Raw genomic sequence first — 14,557 nt, 5'->3', positions numbered from 1 at the left:
TACAGAGCGTTATTTAAACAAATTAAATTCTACAGAATTTAAGACTTCACAAGTTTATCCTTTTTCATTTTAGGAGAAACGGTATTTTTTACTAAGCTTTTAGTTTGCAAATCATCCAATACATTTAAAGCTTCTTCTACATAAACATCTTTAGACAATGCTTGGTGCCATGCTTCTCTTTTTTCTTTTAAAGTTGCGTCAGCACTCATTTCAGCTTCTTCATAAGGCAAGGACTTGAAAATAAGGCTGTTTTTATAATCCGAAATTGGTTTATATTTCTTTCCTTCATTTTCTACCTGCTCTTGCGTTGCTTTAAAACTTTGGATATTTAAGCTGTATGTGTTTTCTTTATTTTTAACATCAATCCATTTTGCATTGTCGTCAATCAATTTGAACTGAGCATTTTGTGAAATTCTATTTTTACTATTCATAATTGCTTTAGTAAAGTTTTCATTAGAATTCCAAGTGCTGTAGTCAGCTGGATCAATTTTATCCCAAGGCATTGCGTTATCGATATCGCGCTCTCCCATTTTTAAGTAAGCGTAACGATCCGGCATTACAACATCACTATGTACACCTTCTAATTGGGTTGAACCACCATTGATTCTATAGAATTTTTGCCCTGTAATTTTTAATGCTCCAAGATCTCCGTAGTTTGCATTACGTACAAATTGGTTTAAGTCTAATACATTTTGAACTGTACCTTTACCATAAGTTTGTTTACTACCAATGATAACACCACGTTTGTAATCTTGAATAGCTGCAGCCAAAATTTCAGAAGCCGAAGCAGAGAAACTGTTTACCATAATTACCAACGGTCCATCCCATTCGATTTTTTTATCTTTATCGTATAAAACTTCTTTCTTTTTTCCAGCCGATTTAACCTGAACAATTGGTCCTTCTTCAATAAACAAACCAGCAATATCAACAACTGTAGAAAGAGATCCTCCACCATCATCACGAACATCTAAAACAATTCCGTTGATGTTTTCTTTTTTCAATCTTTCTACTTCGCGAGCAATATCTTTTCCTGCATCACGTCCGTCTTTATTTTCAAAATCGATATAAAATTTAGGAAGATAAATTACTCCGTATTTTAAACCATTTTTCTCAACAATACTAGATTTTGCATATGTTTCTTCAATTTCAACAACATCTCTAATGATTGAAATTACTTTAATAGAACCATCTACTTTTTTAACTGTAAGTTTTACTTCAGTTCCTTTGTGCCCTTTAATTTTCTTTACAACATCATCCAGACGCATTCCTACAACATCAACCGGCTCTTCATTTCCTTGAGCTACTTTTAAGATTAAATCTCCTGCTTCTAATTGTTTTCCTTTCCAAGCTGGACCTCCAGAAATCAATTCATCAATTGCAGTAAAGTCGTTTTTCTTTGTTAAACGAGCTCCAATACCTTCTAATTTTCCACTAATATTTACATCAAAACGATCTTTTTCTTCTGGTGCAAAATAGCTTGTATGAGGATCAAAACGAGTCATAATAGAGTTTAAATACACAGAAAACCAATATTCTCTATTCAAATCTTTAATTACACTAAAGTTATCATCTAATGATTTTAAAGAACTTTCGCGAGTTTCTTTCTCTAAAGCTTCAAAAGATTTTTCTTTGTATGAAGGATCTTTTTTCTTCTTTTCTTCCTCAATTTTTTGTTTTGTAACAAGAGAAGAAAGAGTAGACAATTTGATTTGTTTTCTCCATCTTTCATTGATCTCTGGTAAATTTTTCGCATACGGAATGTGCTCATAATCCGCATTAAAAGTCTCATCTACGGTATAGTTAAAAGGCTGTGCTAAAATCGTTTTGTAACGTTTTTTACTTTCTTCCATACGCTTCATTAATCTGGTATAAGTAAGATTAAAAAAGGTAATATCTTTATTCAAAAATTGATCATCCAGCATTAATTCATACTGTTTAAACTCATCTATATCAGACTGCAGAAAGAATCTTTTTGACGGATCTAACGCTTCTATATAATCCTTAAAAATACCTTTAGAAAATTCATCGTTTATTTCTGCAGGGCTGTAATGTCCCTTTTCAATAACAAATGCTAACAATTCTAAAAGTGTCTTATCTCTATTCGGATCCGGATCTACTGTTCTATCTGCATTCATTTTAAAAGCAAACAATGTCAGCGACAGGCACAATACGGCTATAAGTATCTTATAATTTCTTTTCATAAACTTAATAATAGCATTCATCAAAATTTTTTATCTAAATTACGTTAAAAACTATGCCACGAGAGCTAACGTCACGATAATTTTTTGTTAAAGATATAAAAATGTTTAATTCGCAAAAAAGTTCTTTACCTTAGTTGACAAATTTTATAATATTTGTAACATATCATAAAGAATATGTCGCATTTTTGTTTTTAAAATCTTACAATTGTTAAAATTACACATAATACCTTTAAAATGAAAGCTGAAAGACCATTAATATTAGTAACCAATGACGACGGAATTTTAGCACCTGGAATACGAACTCTAATAAGCGTCATGGAAACTATTGGAGACGTAATTGTTGTTGCTCCTGACAAACCCCAGAGCGCAATGGGACACGCCATCACAATAAATAATACTCTATTTTTAGATAAAATATCCAAAGAAGGCGACGCAATCGAAGAATATAGCTGCTCTGGAACTCCTGTTGACTGCGTAAAACTGGCAGTAAACGAAATCTTAAAACGTAAACCAGATTTATGCGTTTCTGGAATAAATCACGGATCAAATTCTTCGATTAATGTCATTTATTCTGGAACAATGAGTGCTGCAGTTGAAGCTGGAATTGAAGGCATTCAGGCAATTGGTTTTTCTCTTCTAGATTTTGATTGGAATGCCGATTTTGAACCAATTAAATCTTTTGTCAAAAAAATTGCTTTAGAAACCCTAGCCAATAAACTACCTTCAGGCGTTGTTTTAAATGTCAATTTCCCAAGATTAAAAGAAAAGGAAATAAAAGGAATTAAAGTTTGTCGTCAAGCGAAAGCTTACTACGCCCAAAAGTTCGACAAAAGGCAAACTCCTTTTGGAAAAGATTATTACTGGCTTGCCGGAAAATTTGTCAATGAAGATCAAGGCGAAGACACCGACGAATGGGCTCTTGAAAATGGATATATTTCTGTAGTTCCGGTTCAATTTGACTTAACCGCTCATCACACCATGCAGCAACTTAACACTTGGAAATTAAATGATTAATAAAGATTTTATTACTGGATTCCTAATCGGAATTTTCACTTCTCTACTCGGAAGTTATTTATTCATTACCTTTTTTACAAAATTTGATATTTCCTCTGGAATTCAAATCATTAAAGAACATGGTTACTTGGGAAAAATTATCACTATCGGCACTACTTTAGATTTAGCCGTTTTTCTGCTTCTTTTAAATCGAAACAAAGAAATGATGGCTCGAGGTGTTGTTTTGGCAGTAATTGTTTTAGCCATTTCGACTTTGTTTTTTTAATTCTATCTTTGTAACTACAAACTATCGCCAATATTACTAATGGCGTTTTTCGAAAAACTTTATGAAATACTACATAATTGCCGGCGAAGCCTCTGGAGATTTACACGGGTCAAACTTAATGAAAGCTTTATACGAAGAAGATCCTCAAGCAGAAATTAGATTCTGGGGAGGAGATTTGATGCAGAAAGCTGGAGGAACTCTAGTAAAACACTACCGCGATCTGGCCTTTATGGGTTTTGTTGAAGTTATTTTCAACTTAAAAACAATCCTTAATAATATCAAAATCTGCAAAAAAGACATTTCGCAGTTCAAACCTGATGTTATTGTTTTTATAGATTATCCTGGTTTTAATATGCGAATTGCTAAATGGGCAAAGGCATTAAAGTATAAAACACATTATTATATTTCTCCTCAAATCTGGGCTTGGAAAGAGAATCGTATTACTGCCATCAAACACGATGTCGATAAAATGTTTGTGATTCTTCCTTTTGAAAAAGGCTTTTACGAAGACAAACATCATTTTCCAGTAGATTTTGTCGGGCATCCGCTTATTGATGCAATACAAAATCAACCTGCTTTTGATGAAGAATTATTTAGAAAAGAAAACAAACTTGGTGAAAAACCAATTATTGCCGTTTTACCAGGAAGTCGTAAACAAGAAATTACAAAAATGCTGAGTGTAATGTTAAGCGTTGTAGACGATTTTAAAGATTATGAATTTGTAATCGCCGGCGCACCAAGTCAGGAATTTGAATTTTATCAGCAATTTATCAGTAACAAAAACATTAAATTTGTTTCGAACAAAACTTACGACTTGTTACGTTCTTCTACTGCTGCATTAGTAACTTCCGGAACGGCAACACTGGAAACTGCTCTATTTAAAGTACCAGAAGTTGTCTGCTATAAAGGAAGCGCTATTTCGTATCAAATTGCCAAACGTATCATTACCTTAAAATATATTTCGCTGGTAAATTTAATAATGGATCAAGAAGTTGTAACCGAATTAATTCAAAGCGATTGCAATACTAAAAGAATTAAAGAAGAGTTATATAAATTATTAGAACCCGAACATCGCGCCAAACTTCTAAAAAATTATGACATTCTAGAAGAAAAACTAGGCGGTGTTGGAGCTAGTAAAAAAACTGCAAAACTGATTACTGCAGATCTAAAATCGAATTAATTATATTTTGAAAAAAGCACTAATATTTTTTCTTTTAACGCTTCTATTTGCCTCTTGTAAGTCAACTTCTAGTACCGTAAGCAATAAAGAATCTAAAAAAGAGAACAAATCTGTTGTCAATAATTTGATCAAAAACGCGACAGATAATATTGGTGTAAAATATAAAGCCGGAGGCACAACAAGAAACGGTTTTGACTGTTCGGGACTTGTGTTTACTAGTTTTCAATCAGAAAGTATAATTTTACCACGAAGTTCTTTCGACCAAGCAAAAATTGGTACCATTATATCTTTTAAGGATGCGCAAAAAGGCGATTTAATCTTTTTTAAAACAAATAAAAGCAAACAAATTAATCACGTTGGACTTATAACTGAAGTTAATTCAAACGAAATAAAGTTTGTACATTCTTCAACATCAAAAGGTGTTATTATTTCTTCGACAAAAGAACCTTACTACGAAAAATCTTTTGCACAAATAAATAGAATCGTGCAATAATTCTTTTCATAAAAAAAAATAGTTATTTTCTTACAATTATTTAATACTTTTAGCAAATGAAAGTATTAGATTTTCCGTTGGCTAAAGTTACAACTGGCTTTATAACCGGCATCATTTTATCTTATTATCAAAGCTTTTCGATAAAAATCGCAGTTTCTCTGCTTGTTTTAAGCAGTTTGTTTTTATTGACTGTCTTTTTACTAAATCGCAGTAATAAAAAATTGGCTGTCTATTTTGGAATTTCTGTCTACCTGATTTCTTTTTCTGTTGGAATTATAACTCTTTTATTTCATACCGAAAAACTACATAAAACAAATTATACTAATTTAGAAAGTGCATTTACAAATACTAATGAAATCACTTTAACGATACGAGAAAAATTAAAGGGTAATGATTACAGTGATCGTTACATTGCTCTGATAAACACTATAAATAACCAAACATATTCAGGAAGAGTTATTTTGAATGTACAAAAAGAGAACGCCAAAAATTCTTTAATAATAGGTAACGTTATCAAAGTAAAAACAACTTTACAGCACAATAGCCCCAATAAAAATCCGAACCAATTTGATTATGCTAAATACCTCTCGGGCAAACAGATTTATGCTCAAATTTACTGTCATCAATCAGAAATTTTTGTCTCTTCAACTATCGAGAAAGATATTTGGTTTTACACTGGAAAACTACACAGCAGAATAGTTCGACATCTCGAAAAAGCCTCTTTCAGCAAAGACGAAATGAATGTTGCTTTAGCCCTTATTCTCGGGCAACAGCAAGAAATAGCAGCCGACATCATACAAGATTATCAATACTCTGGAGCAACACATGTATTGTCTGTTTCTGGACTTCATGTCGGCTTTATTATGCTTTTTATTACTTTTATTTTAAAACCGATTCCGAACAACAAGAAAGGCTCTTTGATTAAACTAACTGCAATTTTGGCCGCTTTGGGAATCTTTGCCGTTATTTCTGGTTTATCACCTTCCGTATTACGTTCTGTGGTAATGTTTTCTTTTTTAGCTTGCGGTAATCATCTCCGCCGAAACGGAAATATTTATCACACCCTTTTGGTTTCTATTTTATTGATTTTGCTTTTTCAACCTTATTTTTTATTTGATGTCGGATTTCAATTAAGTTATATTGCGCTCTTTTTTATTCTTTGGCTGCAGCCGCTTTTAAAAAAATTATGGAATCCAAAACATAAAATGACCATTTACATTTGGGATGCTTTAACAGTGTCTTTTGCTGCCCAAATAGGAACATTTCCGTTGTGTTTATATTACTTTCACCAATTTCCAAGTCTTTTCTTTGTAACTAATATTGTCATTCTTCCTATTTTATCATTCATTATGATCGCAGGAATAATTGTAATGATAATAGCCGTATTTACTATTCCGCCAGATTTTATAATTCTAATATTTCAAAAAAGTGTTTTCCTTTTAAATTATACCATTCATATAATCGCGTCTATCGAATCGTTTGTAATCAAAAATATCAGTTTCAATTTTTATTATCTCATTACCTTTTATCTTTTGACTTTTTCAATAATAATTTATTGCAAGAAAAGAAGTTATCTAAAATTGATTTTTATTCTAGTGAGCATTATTTTTACGCAGACGGCTTTTATAATAACAAAAGAAAAAACACAAAGCGAAGAAGAATTGATTGTTTATAACGTCAAAAAAAATACACTTTTAACCGATCGTGTCGGATCGAATATTACTTTTTTAACTCGTGATACAATTAAAAATCAGAAACAACAAAACATTCTGAGTTCGTATTTAATTGAAAACTATATAGGTTCTCAAAAAATAAAAAAATTAGAGAACACACTTTATTTCAAAAATCAGAAAATATTAATCGTTGACAGCACGGGTTTTATTCCTTCAAGATGTCAGCCGGATGTCTTGCTTTTAACGCAATCTCCAAAATTAAATCTTGACAGAATATTAGAAAAAATAAAACCTAAAACAATAATCGCGGACGCTTCTAATTCTTATGGCGTTATAGCACTTTGGAAGAAAAGCTGCTCTAAAAAAAATATCCCTTTTCATGCTACGACAGAGAAGGGATATTATAAATTTTAATAATTATTCTGGACTTAAAAGCAATGTTGAATCTTTGATCCAACCTTTAGGCCCGCCTGGTCTATAAGGCATTAAACCTATCTTGTTGAAAGTAGTTTTTCCTTTTCTAACACTAGCTATAGCGAAACAAACTTGTGGAAGTTCATCAACTCCAAATGCATTTTTTAAACTTACATTTTGTTCCATAACAGCGTTTGAAACATTCGGATCAGATAAATCTAATTTTACTAATATAACATTATCACGAGACCAAACAGCAAAATCTGGAGTTGCGAAGATTTCGGTTTGCATTTTCTGAGGTGCACCAGCACCAGTAAAATAGATTAATAGTGGTTTTTTTTGTTCCATACACATCACAATCGCATCATTCATATCAGTTTTCCAAACCAAATTTTGTGCATTTGTAAAAAAAGAACTTAAAAAAAACAGTAGGATAAGTAATTTTTGGGTCATACGATCTGGATTTATTTAAGTTAACTCGCCTAAAATAAGACAAAATTATCATCAAATCACAAATTTTTTTAATAAAAATTTAACATTCGTTGCATAAAACAGAATTCTCCAATAATTTGCTAAATTTTTATTAATATGAAAAAAATATCGACCTTAAAAAATCATATTCTCGTTCATAAAAACGATTAATTAAAAAGAAATCCCTTCTCGAATGTCGAGAAGAGATTTAGAATGTCTTAAAAGCTATACCGCATTTTGTTTTTATTCCACAGGATGCAAAATCAAATTTGATTCGGCGATCCAAGCTTTTGCACCACCTGGTTTATATGCAATTTTTCCAAGTGCACTAAACGTAGTTTTATTTTTTCTAACAGTTGCCAGTGCAAAACAAACTTCTGGAAGATCTTGAACCCCAAAAGCATTTTTTAGTTTAAGATTTTGCTCTCTATCTCCGTCAGAAGCAGAAGAATCCGACAGGTCAAGTTTTACCAGAACAACGTTATCTCTCGACCAAACGGCAAAATCAGGGGTTTTAAAAATTTCATTTTGAAGATTATCTGAAACTCCAGCTCCAGTAAATAAAATCAACATAGGTTTTCTTTCTTCATTGCTTATTGCAATAGCATCGGTCATGCTGGTTCTCCATGCTAAAGTTTGTGCCTGCATAAAAAATGAACCTAAAAAGAACAGTAGGATAAGTAATTTTTTAGTCATACTAAATTTGGTTTTTGGTTAGATTAGCGTAACGAAATTAACATTATATTTTAATTATCCAATTTTTATTGGCATAAAAAATACATTATGTGTTTTTTTATCCGCTTTAAAATATCAAATAATCAAATTAATCAAAACCAAATAAAAGACTTTTCTTACCAAACAAAAAAAACTCCTTACTAAAAGTAAGGAGTTTCCATATTAAAATGTAAGTTTTTACGATTTCTTAGGATGCACAATTCCTTCTGCAACAGACAGCCAAGCGCTTGGCCCACCTGCAACATAACCCGTCTTGCCTAATCCTTTAAAATTTACTCTGCCGTCTTTTGTTTCAGCACTAGTAAAGTACACAGTTGGAAAACCTTGAATTCCGAAAGCTTGCTGCAATTCGTTGTTCTGACTTTTTATTTCTGGAGTCTGTGGCACAGCTCTCGGATAATCTAATTCAACTAAAATTACATTAGTCGCAGCCCATTTTTTAAATTCGTCCGTTTTCAAAACTTCATTCTGCAAACGAATACACCATCCGCACCAATCACTGCCTGTAAAAAACATCAACATTGGTTTTTGTTCTTTATTACTTACAGTAATCGCTTCTCTGACATCTGTATACCATTTTAAATCTTGTGCACTTACTGTTGTAGATGCACTAATTAAAAATAAAGCAATAAGTACTAGTTTTTTCATAATGAGTAATTTTCGACAAATTTAAACAAAAACAGATTGCAAATACATTATTTAACTTCTTGCATTAATTTTTTGATGATTGGAGTAGCAACGATTAAAACTACACCTGCAATTAAAGAATATACAGCTAATTGGTAATAACCATCTGTGTAAGCGATAAGTTTAGACATCAAAGTTGTTCCTGTATTAGCATTAGACATTTCAGAGCCTAATTTACCTGCTGCTAATTGTCCGAATGCGCTTGAAAGAAACCACAATCCCATCATCATTCCAAATAATCTTTTAGGCGATAATTTAGTAATTACCGACATTCCGATAGGACCAATACATAATTCCCCAAGTGTATAAACTAGATATCCCAATGCAAAAACATTTAAAGAACTTAATCCTTCTGGATTAACAAAGAATCTGGCACTGTAAAAAATAAAGAACCCTATGGCTAATAAAATAAATGAGAAACCAAATTTGATTACTGTATTAGGTTCAATTTTCTTTTTCCCCATCATAATCCACAATATACCTACTAGCGGACTGAAAATAATAACGTACAATGAATTTATACTATTATTTACCACGTTTGGATCAATATTAAAAAACAATAAGTTGTTTGTTAAATTGTCTTTTGCAAATAATGACAACGACCCTCCAGATTGCTCTGAAATGGCCATAAACATAAAGTAGCCAAAAATAAAAATAAAGGCAGCTGCTAGTTTATACTGTTGCTTTCTATCCTCAATTCTAAAAAGTTCGAATAAAAAGTAACCAACTGCAACCGCACCAATAGTATACATGAAATAATCTGTAAAATCAGAATTAATTACCATAATATATACCAACGGTATAACTATAATAGAACCTGCATAAACTGCAATTTCTGATGTAATTCTTTTTTTTGCCGGTTGATTTTCTAAAGGAGAATTTCCAATTGGCGCCAAATATTTTTTAGTTAAAAGAAATGTTACCACCCCAATAATCATCACAACAGCCGACGAAAGAAAACAAAGACTCCATGAATAATTTTTACCTAAATAAATCGGAATTGCGCCACCTAGCATCCCTCCGATATTAATTCCTGCGTAAAAAAGCCCATAACCTGCGTCTCTTCTTCCATCGCTTTCATGATATAATTCACCAACCATTGAAGAAACGTTTGGCTTAAAAAAGCCTGTTCCAATTATCGAAAGCGTAATTCCATAATAAAAGAAATCGCTTGGAGAAACCGCAATAAGCAAATTCCCTAAGATCATTATTATACCTCCGAAAAGAAGCGATTTTTTAAATCCTAAAATTTTATCTGCGAATATACCGCCGATAAAAGTAAAAGCATAAACAAAGGCCTGAATAGCCCCATATTGCAGGTTTGCCTTTCCTTCTAATAAACCAAGCTGGTCTACCATAAAGAATGCTAAAACACCTCTCATTCCGTAGAAGCAAAAACGCTCCCACATTTCAACTAAAAACAAGTACCACAATTGCTTAGGGTACTTGCCTTCAAAATTTTGAATTTGTTCTAATGTAATCTCTTTTTCCATTTTATCTAACACCGTGCATCATTTTCTTCAATAATGGAGTCAATGCAAACAATACAATTGCCGCAATACCTGTTAACACAACAAATACCATAAAGAATTCGTATAAGTTATGGATTTCAAAACCAGCAAAAATTGGGTTTTGAGCACTAATTTGATTATGTTCTAAAAGAGATAACTGCTCAGCAGTCAACGTAATTTTTTTATCTAAAACTGCTTGAAGATCGATTCCTAAATCTTTTGCTTTTGCAAATTTATCACCTGTTGCAGGAAGTATAGATCCTAAAGTTCCTCCTAAAGCATATCCAGATGCATTTGATAAGAAAAACACTCCGTATAATAAAGATGCAAAACGTTTTGGTGAAAGTTTACCTACCAATGACAATCCGATTGGAGACAAACATAACTCTGCACAAGTATTTAAAAAGTATAATAAGATTAACCATTTAACCAATAACAACCCTGAAGTTCCTAATTCAGAAACTTGGTTTGCTATCATAAAAAAGCTTATTGTAATGATAACTAATCCTGCTGCTAATTTTACAGGTGAAATTGGCTCTTTATCTCTAGCTCTTAAATAATCCCACAACATACTGAAAGGAACTGCAAGTGCCACAACAAATAATCCGTTAAAAATCTGCACCATAGATGGCGGCATCTCCCAACCAAAGAAATGTCTGTCTGTTTGGTTATCTGCAATAAAAGTCAAAGAAGATCCAGCTTGCTCAAACGCCGCCCAGAAAAAGATAATAAAGAAAGAAACGATATAGATTACAAAAATTCTATCACGTTCTACTTTTGTCAACGATTTATCAGAAATAATTAATCCTGCTAAAGATAAACCACTTGAATAAATTAAAGTATAAATTAAATTTTGTCCAAAAACATAATGGATAATCGCTCCTAAAGCTAGAAACGCAACACCTGCTAAAGCAAGAGCTTTGCTAGAGAAATTAGCTTTTTGTGCTTCTCCTTCTTCAAAGTCTTCTGCAACATTTTTAGAAGGTAATCCTCCTAATGGTCTTCCTTCTGGAGAAACCACATATTTATTTTTTAAGAAATAAAACAAAATTGTTCCTAAAAGCATCGCTACCGCTGCAGCTAAGAATCCCCATCTAAAAGCATGAATATCTCTAATTCCTCCTGAATCTCTTACATCTCCTAATAATGGACAAATTGACTGCCCTAAGAAAGCACCAATATTAATACCCATATAGAAAATTGTAAACGCTGTATCTAATTTTGTTTTTTCTTGTTTTGGATACAAACTTCCAACCATACTAGAAATGTTTGGTTTAAAGAATCCGTTACCAAAAACAATCGCTCCTAGACCGCAGTACATAATTGTTTTTGCAAAAGAAATATTTCCTTCAAAAACACTACCACTTGTAAACAAAAGCAATTGACCAATTGCCATTAATAAACCTCCTAAAAGAATACAATTTCTATTTCCTAAATAACGATCGGCAATAAAACCACCAAGCATTGGGGTCAAATAACAAAGCCCAAGAAAACCACCATAAATTAACGAAGCCTCTTCTTCTTTCATTAGTAAAGAATTCACTAAGAATAAAGTCAACAGTGCCCGCATTCCATAAAAATTGAACCTCTCCCACATCTCCGTTCCAAACAATACCCAAAGCCCTTTTGGATGCGCAGTTTTTACTTGAGTTTCTCCCATATTTTTGTTATTTAATTATAGATTAAGTTTTTAGATTATAAGTTTTCCTTAATAAAATTAGTCATTTTATTATATAGCTGAATTCTGGTTGCACCACCATAAATACCGTGGTTTTTATCTGGATAAATTTGAGAATCAAATTGTTTATTTGCCTGAATTAAAGCTTCCATCATCTGCATAGAGTTCTGTACATGTACATTATCGTCACCGCTTCCGTGAATTAATAAAAACTTCCCTTTCAATTTTTCAACGTGATTAATTGGAGAGTTTTGATCGTATCCGCTTGCATTTTCTTGTGGTGTCTGCATGTATCTTTCAGTGTAAACGCTGTCATAAAAACGCCAGTTCGTTACCGGAGCAACAGCAATTGCCATTTTAAACACATCGTTTCCTTGGAAAATACAGTTTGAAGCCATAAAACCTCCATAACTCCAACCCCAGATTCCAATTCTTGAAGCATCAACGTACGGATAAGAACCAATTACTTTTGCAGCATCAATCTGGTCTTCTACTTCATATTTCCCCAACTGTAATTGTGTTACTTTTTTGAAATCAGCACCTTTAAAACCAGTTCCTCTACCGTCAACACAAGCTACAATATAACCTTGCTGCGTTAACATAGAGAACCAATAATCGTTAGAAGTATTCCATGTATTTGCAACTTGCTGCGATCCTGGACCAGAATATTGATACATAAATACAGGATATTTTTTTGAAGGATCAAAATCTTTAGGCTTCATAATCCAAGCATTCAATTCGTTTCCTTTTGCCGTTTTTAAAACAAAGAATTCTTTTGAAGGCAGATTATAACCTTTTAACTTATCAGCAAGTGCCTTATTATCTTCAATCACTTTAACTTCTTTCCCTCCCTTAGCTTCGTTTAAAGTATAAACTGTAGGCTGAGAAGCACTTGAAAATGTATTAATAAAATATTTGAAATTAGGACTGAAAGTCGCCGTATTTGTTCCTGTTTTTTGAGTTAAACGTAATTTATTTTTCCCGTCTAAACCAATTCTGTAGATATCTCTTACGATAGAACCATTTTCTGTAGATTGGTAGAAAATAGTTTTTGTTTTTTCGTCAAAACCGTAGTATGAAGTTATTTCCCAGTTTCCTTTTGTAACCTGATTTTTAAGTTTTCCTGTTTTATCATATACATATATATGATTAAAACCATCTTTTTCGCTAGTCCAGATAAAACTATTATCTTTTAAAAAAGTTAAATTATCTGTTACATCAACATAAGCTTTGTCTTTTTCATTCAAAACAACTTTTGCTTCAGCTGTTGTTCCATCAACAAATAATATATCAAGATTATCTTGGTGACGATTTAAAACCTGAGCAGACAACACATTTGCATCGTTTGTCCATTGTAATCTTGCGATATAAAAATCATTATAATTTGCAAGATTTACTTTCTTCGTGGCATTTGCTGATACATCATAAATGTGAAGCGAAACTTCTGAATTTTTTTCTCCCGCTTTAGGATATTTAAATGTCTCAATTTTAGGATATAAATCTTTTTGGAAAATTGACATTGAAAATTCTGGAACCTGACTTTCGTCAAAACGAATATAAGCCAGTTTTTTACTGTCTTTACTCCAGTCAAAAGCACGAACAAATGCAAATTCTTCTTCGTAAACCCAGTCAGTAATACCATTTATAACCGCATTTTTCTTTCCGTCATTAGTAACGGCTGTCGAATTTTTTGAAGCAATATCGTAAACGTATAAATTATTTTCTCTTGCGTAAGCAATTTTGGTTCCGTCTGGAGAAAAAGTAGGTTCTTGAATTTGAAAATCAACAAGTTGTGTTAGTTTTTTAGAAGCAATATCATATAAAAAATAATCTGCTGTAAAAGAGTGACGGAAAATCTGATTTGAATTACAAGCAATTAAAATCTTTTTCTCTGAAGCATCAAAAGTATAGCTGTCAATTCCGTTCGAAAGTTCTTTATAGTCTTTCGTATCAATTAAATTTGTAACTTTTTTTAAAGTAGCAAAATCATAAAGTCCAATCTGCATGCTTCTACCTTCCTGATCTACATTTAATACAGTATATTGATCTGTATTTTTTAACGATTGCAGTTCGTCCATACCCTGAGCTCGAAAAGCACCACCATAAATGCTCTCGATAGTGATCTTTTGTTGTCCAAAAGCGGTTGTAATCAAGAATAAAAGAACTAGAGTAATTTTACTTGTATTCATTATAATTATTTTAAATATAAAAAGAGTCCAATTTTAGTAAAAAAAA

General features: G+C 32.1%; 12 protein-coding genes. 5 read left to right on the top strand and 7 right to left on the bottom strand.

Annotated features, from left to right (window positions below; all coding sequences use genetic code 11):
• Positions 1 to 38 precede the first annotated feature (38 nt).
• Positions 39 to 2,222, bottom strand: coding sequence for a carboxy terminal-processing peptidase (locus ACFSC2_RS12915; RefSeq protein WP_379815014.1), 2,184 nt, complete (start codon positions 2,220 to 2,222; stop codon positions 39 to 41).
• Between the two features lie 213 nt (positions 2,223 to 2,435).
• Here ACFSC2_RS12915 and surE point away from each other — a divergent pair, with 213 nt between their 5' ends.
• The 5 genes from surE (at position 2,436) to ACFSC2_RS12890 (ending at position 7,240) form a co-directional block, all read left to right on the top strand.
• A complete protein-coding gene (gene surE / locus ACFSC2_RS12910) occupies positions 2,436 to 3,215 on the top strand; it encodes a 5'/3'-nucleotidase SurE (protein WP_379815015.1) in 780 nt (259 codons plus the stop codon).
• The gene (locus ACFSC2_RS12905) at positions 3,208 to 3,480 is read left to right on the top strand and encodes a hypothetical protein (RefSeq protein ID WP_379815016.1); all 273 of its coding nucleotides are present in this window, start codon (positions 3,208 to 3,210) and stop codon (positions 3,478 to 3,480) included. The genes surE and ACFSC2_RS12905 overlap by 8 nt, the downstream gene beginning before the upstream one ends.
• 61 nt (positions 3,481 to 3,541) lie before the next feature.
• The gene (gene lpxB / locus ACFSC2_RS12900; protein ID WP_379815017.1) at positions 3,542 to 4,660 is read left to right on the top strand and encodes a lipid-A-disaccharide synthase; all 1,119 of its coding nucleotides are present in this window, start codon (positions 3,542 to 3,544) and stop codon (positions 4,658 to 4,660) included.
• A gap of 7 nt (positions 4,661 to 4,667) precedes the next feature.
• The gene (locus ACFSC2_RS12895; protein ID WP_379815018.1) at positions 4,668 to 5,153 is read left to right on the top strand and encodes a C40 family peptidase; all 486 of its coding nucleotides are present in this window, start codon (positions 4,668 to 4,670) and stop codon (positions 5,151 to 5,153) included.
• Positions 5,154 to 5,209: 56 nt separating this feature from the next.
• Positions 5,210 to 7,240 carry a ComEC/Rec2 family competence protein gene (locus ACFSC2_RS12890; RefSeq protein WP_379815019.1) on the top strand — a complete coding sequence of 677 codons (2,031 nt, stop codon included), beginning with the start codon at positions 5,210 to 5,212 and terminating at the stop codon, positions 7,238 to 7,240.
• A gap of 3 nt (positions 7,241 to 7,243) precedes the next feature.
• On the opposite strand, the gene ACFSC2_RS12885 is transcribed toward ACFSC2_RS12890, so the two are convergent.
• The 6 genes from ACFSC2_RS12885 to ACFSC2_RS12860 form a co-directional block, all read right to left on the bottom strand.
• Positions 7,244 to 7,693: a thioredoxin family protein gene (locus ACFSC2_RS12885; protein WP_379815021.1), complete on the bottom strand. Its 450-nt coding sequence runs from the start codon at positions 7,691 to 7,693 to the stop codon at positions 7,244 to 7,246.
• 261 nt (positions 7,694 to 7,954) lie between these two features.
• A complete protein-coding gene (locus ACFSC2_RS12880; RefSeq protein WP_379815022.1) occupies positions 7,955 to 8,407 on the bottom strand; it encodes a thioredoxin family protein in 453 nt (150 codons plus the stop codon).
• A gap of 216 nt (positions 8,408 to 8,623) precedes the next feature.
• Complete coding sequence (locus tag ACFSC2_RS12875) at positions 8,624 to 9,094, bottom strand: thioredoxin family protein (RefSeq protein ID WP_379815023.1); 471 nt, start codon at positions 9,092 to 9,094, stop codon at positions 8,624 to 8,626.
• Positions 9,095 to 9,141: 47 nt separating this feature from the next.
• Entirely contained in the window at positions 9,142 to 10,626 is a 1,485-nt protein-coding gene (locus ACFSC2_RS12870; protein ID WP_379815024.1) for a peptide MFS transporter, read from the bottom strand.
• A gap of 1 nt (position 10,627) precedes the next feature.
• Positions 10,628 to 12,304, bottom strand: coding sequence for a peptide MFS transporter (locus tag ACFSC2_RS12865; protein WP_379815025.1), 1,677 nt, complete (start codon positions 12,302 to 12,304; stop codon positions 10,628 to 10,630).
• Positions 12,305 to 12,339: 35 nt separating this feature from the next.
• The gene (locus ACFSC2_RS12860; protein ID WP_379815027.1) at positions 12,340 to 14,511 is read right to left on the bottom strand and encodes a S9 family peptidase; all 2,172 of its coding nucleotides are present in this window, start codon (positions 14,509 to 14,511) and stop codon (positions 12,340 to 12,342) included.
• Positions 14,512 to 14,557: the final 46 nt, after the last annotated feature.

The sequence above is a fragment of the Flavobacterium artemisiae genome (assembly GCF_042678225.1).
GTDB classification, from domain to species: domain Bacteria; phylum Bacteroidota; class Bacteroidia; order Flavobacteriales; family Flavobacteriaceae; genus Flavobacterium; species Flavobacterium artemisiae.
This window is presented reverse-complemented; position numbering and strand designations above follow the sequence as displayed.

Excerpts from the sequence above, each read along its gene's own strand:
- lpxB (WP_379815017.1), top strand. The coding sequence starts at position 3,542 with ATGAAATACTACATAATTGCCGGCGAAGCCTCTGGAGATTTACACGGG.
- ACFSC2_RS12870 (WP_379815024.1), bottom strand. The coding sequence starts at position 10,626 with ATGGAAAAAGAGATTACATTAGAACAAATTCAAAATTTTGAAGGCAAG.
- ACFSC2_RS12860 (WP_379815027.1), bottom strand. The coding sequence starts at position 14,511 with ATGAATACAAGTAAAATTACTCTAGTTCTTTTATTCTTGATTACAACC.
- surE (WP_379815015.1), top strand. The coding sequence starts at position 2,436 with ATGAAAGCTGAAAGACCATTAATATTAGTAACCAATGACGACGGAATT.
- ACFSC2_RS12875 (WP_379815023.1), bottom strand. The coding sequence starts at position 9,094 with ATGAAAAAACTAGTACTTATTGCTTTATTTTTAATTAGTGCATCTACA.
- ACFSC2_RS12885 (WP_379815021.1), bottom strand. The coding sequence starts at position 7,693 with ATGACCCAAAAATTACTTATCCTACTGTTTTTTTTAAGTTCTTTTTTT.
- ACFSC2_RS12865 (WP_379815025.1), bottom strand. The coding sequence starts at position 12,304 with ATGGGAGAAACTCAAGTAAAAACTGCGCATCCAAAAGGGCTTTGGGTA.
- ACFSC2_RS12915 (WP_379815014.1), bottom strand. The coding sequence starts at position 2,222 with ATGAATGCTATTATTAAGTTTATGAAAAGAAATTATAAGATACTTATA.
- ACFSC2_RS12905 (WP_379815016.1), top strand. The coding sequence starts at position 3,208 with ATGATTAATAAAGATTTTATTACTGGATTCCTAATCGGAATTTTCACT.
- ACFSC2_RS12880 (WP_379815022.1), bottom strand. The coding sequence starts at position 8,407 with ATGACTAAAAAATTACTTATCCTACTGTTCTTTTTAGGTTCATTTTTT.
- ACFSC2_RS12890 (WP_379815019.1), top strand. The coding sequence starts at position 5,210 with ATGAAAGTATTAGATTTTCCGTTGGCTAAAGTTACAACTGGCTTTATA.